Below are 17812 nucleotides of genomic sequence, written 5' to 3' on the forward strand. Positions count from 1 at the left end.
GATTCAATTTAATCTTATTTAATACCCAATAAATAATCCAGCAACGCATAAAAATCCTTTTCGGGAATGATATGTCTAAACTGGTCGGGCATGAGGGTATATTTGGATGCCCGATACTCTTTCATTTCATTTTTTGCTACTGAAAACTCCTGACCACTAAGATCCGCAAAAACCATTGCCTCACCTTCCGTTCTCCGATAAAGACCGGTCAAAGTCCTGTCATTTTTCAATGTAATGTTATAAGTACGGAATGCCTCGGTTATATTCCTGTTCGGATCAAGAATCTTTTGGGTTAACGCTTTGTGGCCCCAATTCCCGATCCCGTCCAGCTGCGGCCCCACCAGCCCGCCCGATCCCTGAATCTGGTGACAAGCGCTGCAATTCTGTATAAAAACGATTTTACCGGAATCGGTCAACCCGCCCGATGGCTTGAATGCAGCAATCCGGAAATCGATCAGCTTTTGCCTCTCCGCACGTTCATCTGACCCTGCCGCCAGAAATTTTTCCATTTGAGTTTGCTGCTCCACATTGGCATGTTGCGCAAACCGCTCCTGCACCGCAATCTCATTGGCAACATCCGCATTCACTTCCTCATCTTTAAATGCATTCAAAAGGTAACTAATACCTTCCTGACTATTCGCAAGTACCGTCGCAATCGCAACTTGCAGGTTCCTCGCACCTCCGGCAAGTTGTTTTTTGAGTATCTCAAAAATCGTAGGCGAAATTGCCTGCTCCATCGACATCGCCAGCTTTTCACGCAATTGCGGCGATTCAGCAGGATTATTAAATGCATCACTCAGAAATTGAACATTGGATTTCGGGTCGATGCTCATCAATGCATTCGCAGCGCCACTCCGAACACGATAATCAAGCCCATTCATTTTCAATATCTCCCGCAACTTCGGTTCAAGTGATTTAATTTTAAAATCCCCCGCAATGTCGATCGCCATCACAAAACCGGCATCGGTCGAGGATAATGGCTTTTCGGCAAACCGTTTTGTAATTGGACTGCTTGGTTGTGCGACTTGCTGAGCTTCCGAAATACGCGACAAAAACGTCGTCGACAAGCTGGTACCCCAGCTAACCAGCTTTTGCCCCGGCTCCACGCCACTTTGTTTTACGCCCGCCCGGATCGTTTTATACAACGACAATTGTGTTTCAGGATTCTCTGCAAACTTTACCTGAATGAGATCAATCGCTTTATCCAGCTGGTATGGTGAGACATGTCTCCCGATGTACTCCAGGTTTTTGACCAGATCCGCAGACGGTAACTCATGAGTCAATGTGAAATCCAGAACAAAAGATGCCGCGGCAGGTGACTGCACATCCAGCATGGCTTTGGTCAATAATGCAAGTTGTCCGTCGCTCCAATTCATTCCCGGCACTTTCCACATCACACTCGCGTCGCGCAGGTTATTCCTGACTCCGAGAAGTGCCGTATATCTCAAATGACTATCCTCAGGATCTGTTTTTTCGTAAAGTTCAATCAGCAACGGCAGGTTTTCGGCTTTTGGAAAATGAGATAAAACTTCCGCCGCAGTACGCCGCACAAACGGATCATTGTTCGCTAATGCATTGGATACAATCTGAAAATGCTCCGGACTCAGCGATTTCCGTTCCAAAAGAACCCGCAATGCATGAACCTGCACAACCGGATCTGATTCCTTTAATACTTTGTCTAAAATCGCGTCATCCAATGCATTCAGCCGATGCAGCACCCATAATGCATGTACATAAGGTGTTTGAGCTGTTTCGGTTCCATTTAACATTGTTTTTATCGGATCAATGGCTTTTTCCTTCCAGCTATCCACAATCCGGTCTGCTACTTTTAACCGCGTATTGATCTGTGGGTGGCTCAATCCCGCAATTAACTGATCCAGCGTCGCTTTCGACCAATCTGTAACAGCAATAACCTTGCGACTTTGGTCGCCTTTGTAAGTGACTTTCCAGATTCTCCCGCTCAAACGGTCGCGGCCGGGATGGTTTAATGCAACTTCGTAATGCCCGATTATTTTATTATAAAAATCCGCAATGTAAATAGAACCATCCGGGCCGAGCTTCACGTCAACCGGTCTGAACCATGGATCTTTACTGACCAAAAGTGGTTCCTGCTTTTGGGAAACGGGCGTCGAACCTTTATACGAAATCGTTGTGCGGTCGATGCGGCAGGTAACCACGTCGCCGGTGTAAAAATTGTTTCGATATTGTTCAGGAAACTGTGTCCCCGTGTAATAAACCAGTCCCGCCAATGCAGTCGAACCCAGTTCATAACTCATCATTTCAGGCGCAAAACCGAGTCCGGCAGGAGCTTTTTTACCAAAATGCGGGTAATCACCGCCAAAGATCAGCTGTGTGATCGGTTTCGTGTGACAATCCACCGAGTACAAATACCCACGCTCATCATACGCATAACCAAACGGGTTCACCCGCCCGAAAGTCGTCTGCTCCACGTGACTGCCATCGAGTTTCATCCGAAATGTATTACCGGAAGTCATTTTCACCGAATCCCCGTCGGTACCGGCGATGTTGGAAGTATTTGAAAAACCATGACAAACATGCAGCCAGCCATCATAGCCGCGCATGAGATTATTCACCATCCCATGCGTATCCCTGGCTCCGAATCCACCTACTAAAATCTTCCTCGAGTCGGCTTTCCCGTCTTGGTTGTCATCTTTAAAATAATACAGATTTGGAATACTATAAGCAATCGCGCCATCCGAAACCGGCATGATACCGATCGGGATATTGAGATTATCGTCGAAATGCGTGAAGGTTTCTGCTTTTCCGTCACCGTTTTTATCTTCTAATATGGTAATGCGATCTTTCCCGTCACTGTTTCCAGCCGCCACCGGATATTCGGACGATTGCGTGACCCAAAGTCTGCCGCGATCGTCAAATTCCATGTTGATCGGTTTCGTAATGTCCGGTTCCGAAGCAAAAAGCGTTACTTCAAATCCAGGTGGAAGTACGAAAAGCTGCTTTTCTTCTTCCGGAGTTTTGAAAGTACTGGTGCGGATGTGTTCCGCGTAAATGTCTTTGGAGGTTTCATTTGCCGTGACGGCCACGCTTTTACCACCTTTATTTTTAGGGGCACTGCAGCTTTGTGCATATAAAAAAAGAACAGCTGCCATAAAAACAGCGCTGTCCAGCCGGGATTTCTTGAATCGATCATTCATTCCGGAAATGTATTTAAGTAGTTGATCTGGAAAATGGGGTAACCTCATTCACCCTCGCCATTATACGTAGCAGATCTACCGGGTTCCGAATGTAAATATCCGGGATGCCTTACCCTCAACTATCCTGCGCTATCATGCTTTTATTTAAAAATTTCTCCGATTTGGTCAATACTCACTCCAAGTGTTTTTTGAGCAATTGCGTTGAGCGCTGATTTTTCGCCTTCGAAATGGTAGGTGCGCTGGCGGTGCGTAACCTTTTCTCCTTCTTTCAAAGGCTTCGCGGGAGAGTTTGATTCCAGTTCGTAAAATGGCCCCATTTGTGTTCCGTCGGCGAGCTTGCCATCGTTATAGGCATTCAATGCGTCGCCATTGTAAGGATCTTTGTGAATCTCCCAGGTGGATTTCAGGTATTTGCTTTCCGGCTCCAAATCATATTGAATGATCGTTAGAATGCCCTTTTCAGCATCATAACTACCAGCTACATTTCTCGCCGAGCGCGGCGCGATGCCGATTTTACTTCTGAACTTTCCGTCGGCTTTGAGGAATGCAACGGAATCTTTTATAATAAACCGGTCACCCGGTATTTTGCCAAAATAATCATCCGTGATCAATGGCTTTTCAGAAAGCTTTTTCGAAAATGGCGCAACGATCACCGTTTTATCCGAAGGCTTGAACATACCCAGCAGCCAGATCCCGAGCATTCCCGTTTCCGGCTTCCATTCCGCATCTTTATTTACAATGAAATTCACTGATTCATAAGCTACTACCTTGCATTCCCCGATCGAATTTAAATCCAGGCTGCCCAGGATAGCAGACTTGCCGAGCATCATAATCTTCCGGTTGATTTCCATCACGAAAACGGTTCCGGTATAATTCTCAATCATCGCATTCATCTGAAAACTCACCGAGGAACTGTCCGATTCCACCACTTTAAATGCAACGGTATCGATCAATGCGGGTGTCTGCCAGTTTTCAAACTCAAACTTCTTCCCTTTTTTAAAGTAAACTGAAAATTGCCCGCCCTCGGGTGAAAGCCAAAAACGCTCCTCACCGCCGAATGCATTGATATGCGGCTGCAATTTCCCACTTTCGATCAGGTCGTAATTGATCCAGCCATAACTGTTTCCTGCATTTCCGTTCGCAGTACTCGTCATCACGCGTCCCTGGTAACCCGCAATGATAATGGCTTTTGAATCTGAGTCATCCGGCGAAGTCAGGACAGTAATGTCTTTATGTTTTTTCAAAAAGGCCAGATCGTAACCAAATGTGCCTTCCGAAACGGCTGTCGTATCTTCCAATGTATTCTGATCGCTTTTGTTACTATTCTGACAACCCCCGATCGTCAGCCCAATGATGAAAATGAATGGATAAAGCCTTTTCATGCGCTACTCTTTCAGGTAATTTCCGTATCCCACGATCAAAACCGATAAGATAATCACGAGAATTCCAGCCAGGATGGTGGTAAACGTTTTCTTCGACACATTTTTCCATTCATTCAGGATCAAACCCCAGGAGTTGGCAATGATGATTATGAATGCCATGTGAAGGATCCAGGAACTGGCGCCATTGCCCAGCTTACTCTCGCCCATTCCATAAAAGAAGAACTGTAGAAACCAGGTAGTACCGGCCAGCGCCGAGAAGATGTAGTTTTTCAATAGTGGGGTTTCTGAATTGGTATAGTCACCGAAGGTTTTGTTCCGCGCATTCAAAATCATACACCAGATGAAATTGGTTGTTAGTCCTCCGAGCAGGATCACGACATAAGTCACATTATTTTGGAACAAAAACTCACCCTGACCCGGATTTGCAGCTTTCCAAACTTCATTTGCTTCCTCCGCCATGACTTTTCCCGCATCAATCCCGAATGCAAAACAAGCACTCAAAACCCCGGAAATAATAGAAACTATCAACCCTAAACCGATCTTGAACTCCGTCTTATCGTCCACAAAGCCACTTTTCCGGCGGTCCGCGTCTTTCATGGTACCTGCTTTTCCACAAAGAATGATCCCGATCACGCAAACCAGCAAACCAAAGAGTACCGTTTGTCCCCAGGTATTGGTAAAAAGATCCGAAATGGAGTCTTTCCCCGGCTTTGGATTGAATTGATAAAAAATCGAAGGGATTAATGCACCGAGAACAGAACTCAGCCCGAGAATGATGGAACTACCCAGCGAAACGCCAAGATATCGAACGCCCAATCCATACGTGAGGCCGCCAATTCCCCATAAAACCCCAAAAAAATAGGTAAGGAACAAGATGCCGCCATTTGTGTGGGCAATGATTTCAGTATACCCGGGAATGGTCAGGTAGGCTGCGAGCGGGGGAACGATGAACCAGGAAAAAAGTCCGCCGACGATCCAGTACGACTCCCAGGCCCAGCCCCGGACACGTTTGTAAGGAATGTAAAAACTGCCGGAAGCAAAGCCACCGATAAAGTGAAAAATGACGCCGAGAAGAGCCTGCATGAAATTTAGATTTTATCATGTAAGGTTTTTCGGCGGGGTATCTACTAGCGCCTACCTCCTAATTCCCAACCACAATCTTCTTAACCTCCCGGTCTTCGCCAGCTTGCAGCTCCATGAAGTAAAGCCCCGCCGGCCAGTTTGACGTTGCGATTTCAATCTCCAGGTTAGCGGTAACCGTCACGTTTTTAAGCAACCGACTGCCATTCAGAGTTGTTACATTTAAAGTCCCGTTTCTCGAAGATAGTACCTTCACATAATCGCCAGCTGGATTGGGATAGACCTTTATCATCCCGACAGGCGGCTCCACGCCGGTCACAGTCACGGGTAACACATTGGTTAACAACCGAATACCTCCCCCATTGTTACCAATCGCTAGATCTGGCTTTTTGTCCCCATTCAAATCGCCCGTCGCAATGGAAAGGTAATTCCCGAAAACCGGCGAGGACGCTTTTCCATTGACATTGATCAGCTGCGTTTCACGTTCGGTCCATTTACCCCAATCTGCTTTGTGAAATATTTTGAGAGTTCCGGTGTGATCCACGGTTGCCAGGTCTGCTTTTCCGTCCAGATCAAAATCCGTTACTACGAGCTGCGGGGACCTTCCGGCAAAATTAATCCCCACCCCTGCAAATGCGTCGGTTTCTAGTTTGAATGTAAACTGCTTGCTGGTGCCCGTATTGGTATAATAAAAAATATTCCCCTGCGCCTTCCCGACCAGCAAATCAAGGTCCCCGTCGCCATCCGCATCATGAAAATAAGGCGAATCGCCGGTTAACGACTCGGTAGGCATGGTAACGATCACGGCGTCAGCAATATTCAGTTGCGCGGGTGCCCCGGCGGCTGCCTTATTGGGAATGAAACGATATTCCAATTTGAGGCTTGTAGTAGAAGTGGCAGCAAATCCCAAATCGAGAATTCCATCTCCATTAAAATCGGCCCATTGCGGTTTTATATTAAATATCGAAAGTGCAGTTGTCAAATTCAGGTAGTTGTCCGATTCAAGATTGAACTTCGGCTCTGTGGCAGTTCCTATGTTTTTCAAAAGCCATAATCCTCCTTTAAAACCTCCCGTCACCGGATTTCCTCCTGTTCCGATGATCATGTCCAGGTCGCCGTCGCCATCGATATCGAAATAAGACGGCGCGGAATTTTCACCTACATCCAGCATTTGATCCTGCAGAAAATCCTTTTGTACCAACTTAAAATCGGGATTATTGCTCGAACCTGCATTGTGATAATACCACGCGGATGATTTGAAATTAGTCTGGTTCAGATCGTTGGAAGGCACATTCGGAGCGATCAACAGATCCTTTATCCCATCAAAATCCACATCTTCCATAAATGCCGCCGGAAAAATGTGCAGCAAAACAGGGTTGGTCACGGGGTAGTTATTGGAATAGGCCGTAAAATTGGCCAACAGTCCTTTCGTTGAATTGGTCAGCAGCGAAATGTGCTCATTACTGACGTGCCCAACCAGCAAATCTTTATTTCCATCCCCATTCAAATCATGCAGTAGAATGGAATTTCCAGCATGAAGAATTCGGCCGCCCAAGTTTCCATTCACATCGCAATTAATCCCAAACTCAAAACCTTCATTATTTCCTTTGTGAAAATTCCCCCAGCAATCGCCGTTCCGCTGAAAAACCGGGTTTTTAGAATCGCCGAGACTATCAGGCACGCCGAATTTCTCCATACTCAGGTTCTGATGCAGCTCAATAAAATTTCCGGAGAAATCGAACGTCAGCAAGTCGAGATCTCCATCGTCGTCAATGTCCGTAATGCCCGGAATATCTGTGCCTGAAACCTGTAAATTGACATTCCCCGAAAATCCCTTGGTATAAAGCACATTCTGCATCAACTTCCAGGACCATGCATTCGCGGATTTTATCTGCTGATACACACTGATACCCAATGAAGTACTGGTAAACAAATCCTTCAACCCATCTCCATTGTAATCGGCGAGAATGATCCAGTTATCAGCTTGCGGGAAAAGCGTTTCGTAATAGGGCGCGTGTATAAATACTTTTTTGCCGGCATTAATGGGGTCGGCGGCGGCCAGAAATGTCGTAACCTTGCTATTTGTGCGATCATAAACCACCAGATCCTCGTCGGCGTCTGCATTGAGATGCATTTTCAAAAATTGCGATGCATTCAGTCCACCCGCCCAGGGATTAACCAGCGTCCTTCCATTTGCCGTTACCGTCGTCAATGTATCCGGCTTAAACCATGTCTGCTGCGCGTACGTCGCTGAAAGTGCGGTCAGATAGAAAAATGAAAAAAAACAGGAGGTATATTTGCTTCGCATCGTTGAGGAATATTCTATTAGATTTAGATTTGCAGGTTTCCGCGCAGGCCGCGCAGACTCACTTTCGCGCACTAAAATCCTAACGAAATAAGCGCGAATAACTTTATAATAAAGAAATAATTCATGTACACTTCCATTGAATCGATTTACGATCTGTTTCTCCAAAACCCGAAAGTATCCACCGACACGCGCCAGATAACTTCGGGTTGTCTTTTTTTCGCATTAAAAGGCGACAAATTCGATGGTAACGAATATGCTGGCGAGGCACTGGAAAAAGGGGCCGGCTATGCCATTGTAGACGATGAAAAAGCGGTTGCCGGTGAACGGTTTTTATTGGTGGGAAATGTATTGCTCGCATTGCAGGAACTGGCCCGCCACCATCGCAAAACATTCAAATTCCCGGTAGTCGCATTAACGGGATCAAACGGAAAAACGACAACCAAGGAGCTGATCGCGAAAGTGTTATCGATGAAATATAACACCTACGCGACCAAAGGAAACCTGAACAACCACATCGGCGTTCCGCTCACGATCTTGTCCATTGACGCGAACAAGCAGGAAATGGCGGTGATTGAAATGGGTGCGAACCATCAGGAAGAAATTGCATTGCTCTGCTCCATTGCGCTGCCCACCCACGGATTGATCACCAATATCGGTAAGGCACATCTGGAAGGTTTCGGAGGAGTGGCAGGGATTGTGATAGGAAAAGGCGAACTTTTTGATTTCCTGTCAAAAAAGAAAGGTACCGTTTTCGTGAATTCGAACCACGACGTACTCATGGAAATGGTAAGCAAGCGCCGGGCTTTTGGAGAAATCGTATTTTATTGTTCGGAAAATAGTCCGGTCAATCCTTCCCTGGTTCAGGAAAATCCTTTTGTGGTATTTCAAAACAAAGGAAAGACAGTCTCGACACATTTGCCGGGCAGCTATAATTTTGATAACATCTGCGCGGCGCTGGCGGTCGGTAAATATTTCGAAGTTTCGGACGAGGATGCCTATGAGGCAGTCGCAAGCTACCAGCCGGATAACAATCGGTCGCAGGTCGTGAAAAAGGGTTCGAATACGGTCATCATGGATGCTTATAATGCAAACCCTTCTTCGATGGCGGCTGCTGTTGCGAATTTTGGAAAGCTGGAAGCACCCAGGAAAATGGTGATCCTTGGTGATATGTTTGAACTGGGTGGCGCGGCTCCCGAGGAACATCTGGCGCTGGGAAAGCAGATTGCCGGAGAAAAATTCGATATCGTCATTCTTTCGGGCAAGCTCATGCAACATGCATTGCCTGCATTACCCAAAGCATACTACTTCCCCGACAAGTTTTCGCTGCATAATTGGGTAATGGACAATCCGCAAGAAAATACATACATTCTAATTAAAGGATCGCGCGGAATGGCGCTGGAATCGGTGCTGGGAGTCATGCCCGGCTAGCTTCTTAATTTACAGTAATTATGAGTTAAGTTATATTCGCGACATTGATCGGCATATTGACAAAATTTATATTAATTGTATTTAAATAAATAAAATCAAATTCATTTATTTAAAACAACTCTTTCCTCCGATAGTACCAGGTTAGAAGTTGCCTCGACAGACTCACGTTTCTAAATTTGTGACAGTAAAAAGTACAATTTATAAACAAACGACAAATCATGGCTAACCGGCTTTTATCCGTGGGATCTACTTTCCCTGAATTTAAAAAAACATCCGTTGTATCTCTTGAAAAAGGCAACGAATTCTACGATATTACCTCAGAAGATCACAAAAATGCCGAGAAATGGATGGTGATGTTCTGGTGGCCAAAAGACTTCACTTTTGTATGTCCAACCGAAATTGCTGAGTTCGGCAAACACGTGGACGACTTCGCAGACCGCGATACGATCCTGATCGGTGCTTCTACGGACAGCGAGTTTGTTCACCTTGCATGGCGCAAAAACCACGACGATCTTCGTGACCTGCGTTTCCCGATGCTTGCCGATACTTCAAAATCGCTTGCGGAAGAATTGGGTATCCTCGAAGCAAATGAAAAAATTGCTTACCGTGTAACTTACATCGTTGATCCACAGGGAATTATTCGCTGGGTAAGTGTGAATGACCTTTCTGTTGGACGTAATGTAAACGAGGTGATCCGCGTGTTAGATGCTTTGCAAACTGACGAACTTTGCCCATGCAACTGGGTAAAAGGAGAAGCTACATTAGCTTAATCCACACCAATTAAACAAAAGAAATGTATCCATTTGCAACCACGGGAAGTACCAAAGATTCCCTGTATAAAGAAGTGAATCTGCCCGCTGAATTTGAAAGCGTGCTGATCGACAAGCTGGCTGCGCTCGACCACCGTTACCTGAAAGACCTGAAAATCAATATCGGTAATGTGTTGAAATCGCAGACTCTGAACCGGAAAGAAGCACTTCTGATCGCTCTTTCGGTAGCCGTAAACGAAAAAAATGCCGCATTGATCGCTGCAATTGAGGAACTCGTCGCTGCGGAAGGTGCGGATGAGAAGGAAATCGCGGAAGTAACTGCGTGCGTATCCCTGATGAATGCGAATAATGTCTTTTATCGTTTCAGACATTTCATGCACAAGGAGTTTTACGACAATGCACCGGCGGGCATCAAAATGAGCATTATGGTAAATCCGGTGCTCGGAAAAGAGCTTTTTGAATTGCTTAGCCTCGTGGTTTCTTCACTGAACGGTTGCGAAATGTGCGTTACCTCGCACGAGCAATCGGTACTGAACCATGGCGGAACGCAGGCGCGTATATTCGACGCAGTTCGGATCGGGGCTATTTTTAAAAGCCTTACGGTGCTGATTGGATGATAACTTAAAACTTGCCAAGTCTTGAAGACTTGGCAAGTATATACTACAACTCACTTCTCTACTTCTCTTCCGGCACATCAGGCGCTCCTATTCGGAATAGCTGATGAACGCAATGTTATTTCCCCACATGGTTTCCGGCTCGAAATCGACGATCAGTTCGTCGCCATATTCATCATCAGAAAAGTGCTTTCTGAGTTTCAGGGGCATCTTCCCCGCTTCCCCGGTATAATAAGCGGTCATCCTATATCGCCCCAACGGAATGTCCACAAGCTTGTCATAATCCTGCGTATACGGTTTTCCAGGTTTCATTTTGAGCGTCTTGCCTTTTGATCCGTCAATGAGATTTCCTACGGGTACGAGCGTGAATTCGATATTCTCGGAGTCGTAAATGCTGCTCATCACGGATTTATTTACCTCAATGGTCACGCCATAATAACCCTGCGCATCCACGGGACGCTTGCCAGTCAGTTTCCATTGGAAATTTCGCACGGCACCGTCAATGCTAAATTCCTCGTATACATCAGGATGCAGGTCAAATTCATACTCCTGACCGTTATAACGCCTCACAATGTGTGCCGAGGCCATGAAGGTTCCGACTTTGGGAAGCTGTATTTTGTAGTTGCCTTTTTCGTCTGAACTGCCAATCGAGTAAGACGCGTAGATCATGGTATTGTCCACCACCACTTTCACGCCCGAAAGTGGCGAACCGTCGGTACCGGTCACTTTTCCTGTGGTATAACCCTCCTGCAAGCCCGGCTCATCCGGCGACGGACCATCGGTATCTTTGCAAGCCATGAAGATCAGCACCATGCAGGCCCATTGAAATAAGATCGAAATGCGTCTCATGGGTTACTGAATTTTTTGTAGCTCGGTAAGAGATGATTCCCCATCAGCCGATTCCTCCAAAGACTTCACAATACCTATCTCCGGCGCCGTCCAGAGCGACACATTGACCGCCTGCGTATCTTCCTCCGGTTCATAGCCGTCTGCCGCGAAACGCGTCACGACCACGTAACTGTACTGCCACTTACTGCAATTGAAAGTCCCTGCCGGTGTCGTCACCGCCTCTTCCTTTACCACTTTTCCCGATTTGTAGGTAATCCTGGAAGTAACTTCGGCCTCCACGTTGTCGCCACCTTCGACGATGATCAACATTTTGATCTTCAAATTGATCGGAGCGCCTTTGAAAGTCACAGGACTGTCAACCGTACCTTTGTTGTCAAAGATCTGGTACTGCGGAAAACCGGTCACATCGATATCTTCCATGTAAGCGAGCGGCCGCAGTTCTTTGATTATCGCCGCAAATACGGCCGGCATTTCCAGTTCGTAGGTCGTAGCTCCGTTGTTGCTGTATGCCTTGTAATCGACCGGATATTGTCCGTCCTCTACTTTCACGATGTTTTGAATGTTAAAAACAGAGAATCCTGCCGAGTCTTTAACACTTTTTACTTTGGTAACTGAGGTTTCGACGGTACCGTCCGAATCAACGATCTTATAACTATACTGCTTTCCATTTTCGGGGATAATGGCCTTTTTCGCCTGCACTACGTCGTCGGGGACTACTTTTTCGTCGTCTTTGCAGGACGTGAATGCAAGCGCGGCGATCGCACACGCGAACAGGACATTTCTGGCCTGACGAAAGGAACTGAATTGTGTTTTATTTTTCATGGCTGATATAAAAAATGAAGAATGATTAGCGTGTATTAAAGGCCATTTGTACCATCAGCAGGAAAAAGCCCGCCATGGAAAGGTAACCCCGGATGAAAATGAATTTTAACCATTCACCCCGGGCGGCATTGTATCCGGTTTGGGTATTTAAAAGATCGCTGTTGATCAGCTCGTTAACAGGCTCGCTGAACTTGATAATCAACACCATATCAGCGATCAGCATCAAAAAAGCGATCAGTACCGGGCCATAAGACCAGAAACCCGCCGATTTATCCGAAACCAAAAACCAGATGAACAACACGCCCAGAGCGGAGAGATACAATCCTTTGAACTTGCTCCGTACAACCGGATCGACTGCCTTTCGAAGCTCGATAAAGTTTTCTGCCGGAATATGGTACAATGCTTTTCCAAAACCGAAATGGTAAAATGCGCCCTGCGCGGCAATAAAGAAGTACAGCATCATGCCGACGATCCTTACAATCGAGACTATTTCAATGGATTTCATAGAGTTTGAGTGATATTTTACTTGATGAATCTTTTTCCAGTTCTTTCTTGAGCTTTTGATTTAAATACTTCCGCACCGATAGTTTGGAGATATCCAGTGCGCCATTTTCAATCTTTTCAGAAACCAGGTGATTACTATTGGCGTAGTACCGCACGACTGTCGTTTTGGAATGCACGCTGGTTTCAGCAACCCAGAATCCTCTTTTCGGAAATGGCTGTTTTGCGGATTTGTTGTCGCTCAATCGTTGCGTCATACCAGCCACCAGTAGCACGGCAGCCAGCATCTGAACTTTCACATTGTTCATGGCTGATGGATCAATTTGACAACAAACTGCTGGAAGACACGCCACACCGCAGGTTCGCTTTTCAATTCATACCAATGCGCTTTGACCAGGTTACGGATCACGATAAGGTGCGAGCATACGATAATGGGCGCGACGGCACCTGGCCAAAACACAAATGGAAAGTGCAGTACAGCTACATTCGGCTGTTCGAATCCAATGGTTTGAAAAAACAATGGGGCCGACAAAATAGACCTGAGAATCACATTTAACAATAACCCCAGGCTCACCAGGTTCCAAAGTACCAGAAGCTGCCACCGGACTTTCCCTTTCAGCAAACCCCAGTAGTAAATTGCGGGCGCTGTCAGGCCGGACAGAATATCGGGGTTACCGCCTCCAAAAGTCATTTCCTGAGGCACAACCTTACTAATGTATAGCCAGTACAAAATCACTTCAAATGGCGCGCGGACTACGTGGATCACAGTCAGTAAATGCATATCCATCTGGTCGAGAAGTACTTTCCCGGGCCTGGCCAAAAACAGCCAGGCGATCAGGACAACAGGCGGGACCACCATAAATAGCATCCGTGGCACCACGGGACCGGTATCGGTATAGAACCCGGTAGAAGAAACCGCGCTTTGAACGAGGATCCAGATTCCGGCTATAATCGCAAAACCACGGGGATGGCCAGCTGCATGGAAAAATGTGAACACCGTAAGGAATGCGATCATGCCGAAAATCAGGCTGACACAAGGAAACAAGCTTTCCATTTCCTACTCTTTCAGCAACTTACCTTCCACATTTCCCTCAAACACATTCGAGGTCTCAATGTCGTCATTGACTTTGGCCTGGTAGTTCACGTAGATCCCGTAACCTCCGCTGCCGGCTATTTTAGAGTTTTTGATATGCATTTGCGCATTTCCGCCGTACACCGCAATGTTGGTTTTTTTGCCCGAAACAAGTGCCGTACTCCCTCCCCCGCTGATTTCCGTATACTCGAATACATTCTTGTCGCTGGTCGAGAAGCAGATCAACCCTCTCCAATATCCGGGTGTATTTTCAACTCCGCGGATGATGATTTTGGATGCCTGCGTTCCTTTCGCGTTGATGTACCCATCGTCAATCGACAGTCTGGCATTAGGCCCCATTTCGATGATCACGCCTGGCATCAGCTTCCAGAATGCGTCCACGCCGATCGTTTCCTTGATGCGGTAGGGTGTTTTGTCTTTAAAACCCGACCAGATCGTTTCCGTGGTACCGTTTTTGTTTATCGCCGAAGCATATATCTCTACTATGTTACGTCCATTTCCATTGGTGAAGACTGAGTTATAGTCCAGGTTGTGCGCATTGTTAGCGTCCACCAGAATAGCGGCTTCTGCATTATTCTTAAAGTTGTTCACCGCAAAACCTTCCAGAATAACGCCGCTTTCCACATACAATCCATATCCCCCATTATTTTCAAAAAGAGATTTCCTGATCGAAATCTGGGCACGTGAACCGCCCATAACAGCCATCCCTGCCTTGATAGTGCCCGTCAGCGGTTTACTTCCTGCATGGAGCAACTGCACCCATTCTAACGTATTTGAACTATTTGCCGACCTGAAAACGACCCCCGCCCAGAAACCTTTCGTCGTTTCCTTTCCGATCAGCCGGATTGGTTTAAGCGAGTCGCCTTTAGCGAGGAGGACACCGCCATTATCATTCACTTCCAGCCTGGTATCCCGCGCAAATGCGATCACCACTCCCGGTTTGACTTCCAGTTCCGCATTCACCAGCACATTTGCGTTTACGATGTAGTCGGGAAGTGTGGGATCATTGATGCGATCTTCCAGGACTGTTTTGGCCTTGATATCCGTCGCCAGCACAATTGGCTCAACAACCGCAGCATTAATCACGACTTGATCTTTACTTTCCCCATTCTCATTTGAAACCGTAAGCTCTACCTGATAGTCACCCGGAACATCGACGGTAAACGTGGTTTTTTCGGTAGTGGGTGAGGCAATGGCGGCGGTACTTCCGTTTGGTTTTTTGGAAAAAGCCCAGCGATAGCGGATGAGATTGTTTTGTGAATCGGTAGAAAGGCTACCGTCGAGATTAACCACATCACCGACTTTCACATTCTGATCGGCGCCGGCTTTGGCAGTTATGGTGTTACCGGGCTTTACTTCTTCTTTGTCATCTTTACAACTTCCCAGAAACAACGTGAGGGAAAGCGCTGCGAGCAGGATTTTTTTACTTTTCGACATGGCTAAAATTTCTATGGCTAATTAAACTGACTTACCATTTCTTAATGGCAGCGCAATTTTAAGCCGAAATAGTGAGCCGGAGATGGGTTGAGGAGCGAGTGTCGATCAATAGCATTTTTTATCGACAAATGGCTTTTGTCCCCGGGCTGAAGCCCGGGGTAATTGAATTAAGTTTCAATCAATTGTTTGGAAATTGCCTTTTGAATAGACTCTTGCCAAATGATTGTGAAACAATCTCTTTTGCCGGGAGGCCTCAGCCCCCGGAAATTTTGATTTATCAAAATTTCAATTTGAATCTTCTTTGGCAGTCGTTGCGGAAGTTGCGGCCGATGGGGAGTTCTTTGCCGGCGATTTCGATCTTGTGGGAATGGTAACTCTCCACTTTATCGACAGACACGATAAAAGAGCGGTGAACGCGGATGAAGCTGTCTTCGGGGAGCAGTTCTTCCAGCAGGCTGATCTTTTGTTTGGAGATCAGAACCTTATCTTTCTGTACCACCTTAATGTAGTCCCGCAGGCTTTCGATCCAGTAAATGTCATTCACATTCACCTTCACCATCTTGCGGTCTACTTTGAGATACAAAAAAACATCTTTATTACTGACCGTATTTTTTTGAACAATGGAAACGGGCTGGTTACTGATATTCAATCCTGTAAAAACTTTATCCATTGCCCGCAGAAAACGTTCAAATGGAATGGGTTTCAGCAAATAATCAACCGCATTCAGGTCAAAACCTTCTACGGCGTAATCCTGGTAGGCAGTAGTAAAAATGACTTTCGGTGGGTTTTTAAGGCTTCTCAGCAGGTCTGTACCTTTCAATCCCGGCATTTTTACATCCAGAAACATCAGATCCACGGTATTTTGCTGCAAAACCTGAAATGCCTGAATCGCATCCTGACAGCGGGCAACGATTTCGATCTCGCTGAAATTACCCAGATAGTTATCCAGCACTTCGATCGCGTGCGGCTCATCATCCACCAAAATCGCCCGTAGTTTCATCCTGACCTATATTTCCTGTCTCTTTTCCAATTCGATTTCCATAATCACGACAAACACATCGTCTTCTTCCAATATTCTCAATTCGTGAGAAGATGGGTACAAAATATCCATTCGCTTTCGCACATTGGCCAGCCCGATGCTTACATGATGCTTTTTATCATCCTTATCCACAGCCGTTTCGGGTCTGCTGTTTGCTATTTTAAATTTCAGCTGATTGTTCTTGATCCGAAGGTCGATATTAATCCAGGCCTGCCCTACCTGCTCGCTCGCACCGTGTTTAAATGCATTTTCAACCAGCGGCAGGATCAGTAACGGAGCAATCCGCTGGCCGGAAGTGAGCCCGTTAATACTGAAATTAATATCAAGTCTTTCCCCGTACCGAATTTTTTCAAGCTCTATATAATTCTCAACAATGCGGATATCGCGTTCAAGATCAACCACTTCTGTATTGGCCTCGTAGAGCATGTACCGAAGAATTTCCGCCAAACCCATTACCACCGAAGGCGATTGCGGGGATTGGGTCAGGGTTAATGCGTAAAGGTTATTAAGGGTATTAAATAAAAAATGAGGGTGAAGCTGACCTTTCAAAAAATTCAGTTCTGCCTCAATGGCGGCCTGCCTTCTTTCAAACCACATTTTGAAAAATTTGATTGACAAAGCGATCCAGACAAAAATATTGGTCTGCTCAAAAGCGCTGATCAGATATACCGGTTTGGCAAGCTGCTCCCTGAAAGTGCCGTCCAGCTTATGCCATACAAAGGTCGGGTCCGTCTTTTTTACAGCCTTGTAAATGATCGGATCGGCGATCAGTATCTCAATGATCCGGAACGTCAGCGTCGAGAGCAATACACAGCAGAAGATGCTTACCAGGAACTCTATGTATTTTTTTTGATTAAAAAACCGAGGGATAATGACGTAGCCAATCGCATAAAAGTAAAAGATATGGACCGGCAAAAACATCGCCACAATACCTAGAGAAAGCCAATAACCCGGCATGCCCGCCCCGTATATCACCGTCAGTACCAGCAATACCGTTACCCAAAACAGGACATGCAGTAAAAGTCGCTTTACTTTGGAGGTACAAATTTTCAGGACGTTGAGGCGCATGAAACAAATATAATTAATTGATCCCCTAAAAAATGGAAAGAAAACCCGTATCGACAGATGCATCGGTATCGTCGACAAACAACAGCGTCCCGGGGCAATATTTCGGGTCCAGGACAAAATATCTTTCACCGGGGACTTTATGAATACTACTTAGTGTCAATGCGTTAGCATATCTGACCTATTTAGATAAATTATCCAATTTCACTACCAAAATCACAATTTGTATCTACTTTCCTTCTCCTCCG

At 46.1% G+C, this 17812-nt stretch carries 15 protein-coding genes; 3 read left to right on the forward strand and 12 right to left on the reverse strand.

Features of this window, described 5'->3' with window-relative positions; translation table 11 throughout:
• Positions 1 to 14: 14 nt before the first annotated feature.
• The 4 genes from LZG72_RS03970 to LZG72_RS03985 form a co-directional block, all read right to left on the reverse strand.
• Positions 15 to 3176, reverse strand: a complete 3162-nt coding sequence (locus LZG72_RS03970) for a PVC-type heme-binding CxxCH protein (RefSeq protein WP_233867834.1) — start codon at positions 3174 to 3176, stop codon at positions 15 to 17.
• Positions 3177 to 3316: 140 nt separating this feature from the next.
• Positions 3317 to 4558: a DUF6786 family protein gene (locus LZG72_RS03975; protein WP_233867836.1), complete on the reverse strand. Its 1242-nt coding sequence runs from the start codon at positions 4556 to 4558 to the stop codon at positions 3317 to 3319.
• Positions 4559 to 4561: 3 nt separating this feature from the next.
• The gene (gene rhaT / locus LZG72_RS03980) at positions 4562 to 5641 is read right to left on the reverse strand and encodes an L-rhamnose/proton symporter RhaT (RefSeq protein ID WP_233867838.1); all 1080 of its coding nucleotides are present in this window, start codon (positions 5639 to 5641) and stop codon (positions 4562 to 4564) included.
• 58 nt (positions 5642 to 5699) lie between these two features.
• Positions 5700 to 7946, reverse strand: a complete 2247-nt coding sequence (locus tag LZG72_RS03985; RefSeq protein WP_233867841.1) for a T9SS type A sorting domain-containing protein — start codon at positions 7944 to 7946, stop codon at positions 5700 to 5702.
• Positions 7947 to 8069: 123 nt separating this feature from the next.
• On the opposite strand from LZG72_RS03985, the gene murF reads away from it, so the two are divergent.
• From murF to LZG72_RS04000, 3 genes are all read left to right on the forward strand, one after another.
• Positions 8070 to 9374 carry a UDP-N-acetylmuramoyl-tripeptide--D-alanyl-D-alanine ligase gene (gene murF / locus LZG72_RS03990; protein WP_233867843.1) on the forward strand — a complete coding sequence of 435 codons (1305 nt, stop codon included), beginning with the start codon at positions 8070 to 8072 and terminating at the stop codon, positions 9372 to 9374.
• Between the two features lie 218 nt (positions 9375 to 9592).
• On the forward strand, positions 9593 to 10144 hold the full coding sequence (locus tag LZG72_RS03995; protein WP_138366086.1) for a peroxiredoxin: 552 nt from the start codon (positions 9593 to 9595) through the stop codon (positions 10142 to 10144).
• Positions 10145 to 10167: 23 nt separating this feature from the next.
• Positions 10168 to 10761 carry a carboxymuconolactone decarboxylase family protein gene (locus tag LZG72_RS04000; protein WP_233867845.1) on the forward strand — a complete coding sequence of 198 codons (594 nt, stop codon included), beginning with the start codon at positions 10168 to 10170 and terminating at the stop codon, positions 10759 to 10761.
• Between the two features lie 87 nt (positions 10762 to 10848).
• Here LZG72_RS04000 and LZG72_RS04005 read toward each other — a convergent pair whose 3' ends face one another.
• The 8 genes from LZG72_RS04005 to LZG72_RS04040 form a co-directional block, all read right to left on the reverse strand.
• The gene (locus LZG72_RS04005) at positions 10849 to 11607 is read right to left on the reverse strand and encodes a carboxypeptidase-like regulatory domain-containing protein (protein WP_233867847.1); all 759 of its coding nucleotides are present in this window, start codon (positions 11605 to 11607) and stop codon (positions 10849 to 10851) included.
• Between the two features lie 3 nt (positions 11608 to 11610).
• Positions 11611 to 12429, reverse strand: a complete 819-nt coding sequence (locus tag LZG72_RS04010) for a hypothetical protein (protein ID WP_233867850.1) — start codon at positions 12427 to 12429, stop codon at positions 11611 to 11613.
• A 25-nt stretch (positions 12430 to 12454) separates the two neighbouring features.
• Complete coding sequence (locus LZG72_RS04015) at positions 12455 to 12934, reverse strand: hypothetical protein (protein WP_233867853.1); 480 nt, start codon at positions 12932 to 12934, stop codon at positions 12455 to 12457.
• Positions 12921 to 13238 carry a hypothetical protein gene (locus LZG72_RS04020; RefSeq protein WP_233867856.1) on the reverse strand — a complete coding sequence of 106 codons (318 nt, stop codon included), beginning with the start codon at positions 13236 to 13238 and terminating at the stop codon, positions 12921 to 12923. Before LZG72_RS04020 ends, LZG72_RS04015 begins: the two co-directional genes overlap by 14 nt.
• Positions 13235 to 13984, reverse strand: coding sequence for a hypothetical protein (locus tag LZG72_RS04025; RefSeq protein ID WP_233867859.1), 750 nt, complete (start codon positions 13982 to 13984; stop codon positions 13235 to 13237). Before LZG72_RS04025 ends, LZG72_RS04020 begins: the two co-directional genes overlap by 4 nt.
• 3 nt (positions 13985 to 13987) lie before the next feature.
• Positions 13988 to 15460 (reverse strand): PKD domain-containing protein, encoded by a 1473-nt coding sequence (locus LZG72_RS04030; protein ID WP_233867861.1) that lies wholly within the window; start codon positions 15458 to 15460, stop codon positions 13988 to 13990.
• Positions 15461 to 15737: 277 nt separating this feature from the next.
• On the reverse strand, positions 15738 to 16460 hold the full coding sequence (locus tag LZG72_RS04035; RefSeq protein WP_233867864.1) for a LytTR family DNA-binding domain-containing protein: 723 nt from the start codon (positions 16458 to 16460) through the stop codon (positions 15738 to 15740).
• Between the two features lie 6 nt (positions 16461 to 16466).
• The gene (locus tag LZG72_RS04040) at positions 16467 to 17567 is read right to left on the reverse strand and encodes a sensor histidine kinase (protein ID WP_233867867.1); all 1101 of its coding nucleotides are present in this window, start codon (positions 17565 to 17567) and stop codon (positions 16467 to 16469) included.
• Positions 17568 to 17812 lie beyond the last annotated feature (245 nt).

It is taken from the genome of Dyadobacter sp. CY323, from assembly GCF_021390245.1.
Classification (GTDB): domain Bacteria; phylum Bacteroidota; class Bacteroidia; order Cytophagales; family Spirosomataceae; genus Dyadobacter.

What these genes read in the sequence shown, in the direction of transcription:
- LZG72_RS04035 (WP_233867864.1), bottom strand. Translation starts at nt 16,460, where the DNA reads ATGAAACTACGGGCGATTTTGGTGGATGATGAGCCGCACGCGATCGAA.
- LZG72_RS04030 (WP_233867861.1), bottom strand. Translation starts at nt 15,460, where the DNA reads ATGTCGAAAAGTAAAAAAATCCTGCTCGCAGCGCTTTCCCTCACGTTG.
- LZG72_RS04020 (WP_233867856.1), bottom strand. Translation starts at nt 13,238, where the DNA reads ATGAACAATGTGAAAGTTCAGATGCTGGCTGCCGTGCTACTGGTGGCT.
- LZG72_RS04015 (WP_233867853.1), bottom strand. Translation starts at nt 12,934, where the DNA reads ATGAAATCCATTGAAATAGTCTCGATTGTAAGGATCGTCGGCATGATG.
- LZG72_RS04005 (WP_233867847.1), bottom strand. Translation starts at nt 11,607, where the DNA reads ATGAGACGCATTTCGATCTTATTTCAATGGGCCTGCATGGTGCTGATC.
- LZG72_RS03995 (WP_138366086.1), top strand. Translation starts at nt 9,593, where the DNA reads ATGGCTAACCGGCTTTTATCCGTGGGATCTACTTTCCCTGAATTTAAA.
- LZG72_RS03975 (WP_233867836.1), bottom strand. Translation starts at nt 4,558, where the DNA reads ATGAAAAGGCTTTATCCATTCATTTTCATCATTGGGCTGACGATCGGG.
- rhaT (WP_233867838.1), bottom strand. Translation starts at nt 5,641, where the DNA reads ATGCAGGCTCTTCTCGGCGTCATTTTTCACTTTATCGGTGGCTTTGCT.
- LZG72_RS03970 (WP_233867834.1), bottom strand. Translation starts at nt 3,176, where the DNA reads ATGAATGATCGATTCAAGAAATCCCGGCTGGACAGCGCTGTTTTTATG.
- LZG72_RS04010 (WP_233867850.1), bottom strand. Translation starts at nt 12,429, where the DNA reads ATGAAAAATAAAACACAATTCAGTTCCTTTCGTCAGGCCAGAAATGTC.
- LZG72_RS04000 (WP_233867845.1), top strand. Translation starts at nt 10,168, where the DNA reads ATGTATCCATTTGCAACCACGGGAAGTACCAAAGATTCCCTGTATAAA.
- LZG72_RS04040 (WP_233867867.1), bottom strand. Translation starts at nt 17,567, where the DNA reads ATGCGCCTCAACGTCCTGAAAATTTGTACCTCCAAAGTAAAGCGACTT.
- LZG72_RS04025 (WP_233867859.1), bottom strand. Translation starts at nt 13,984, where the DNA reads ATGGAAAGCTTGTTTCCTTGTGTCAGCCTGATTTTCGGCATGATCGCA.
- LZG72_RS03985 (WP_233867841.1), bottom strand. Translation starts at nt 7,946, where the DNA reads ATGCGAAGCAAATATACCTCCTGTTTTTTTTCATTTTTCTATCTGACC.
- murF (WP_233867843.1), top strand. Translation starts at nt 8,070, where the DNA reads ATGTACACTTCCATTGAATCGATTTACGATCTGTTTCTCCAAAACCCG.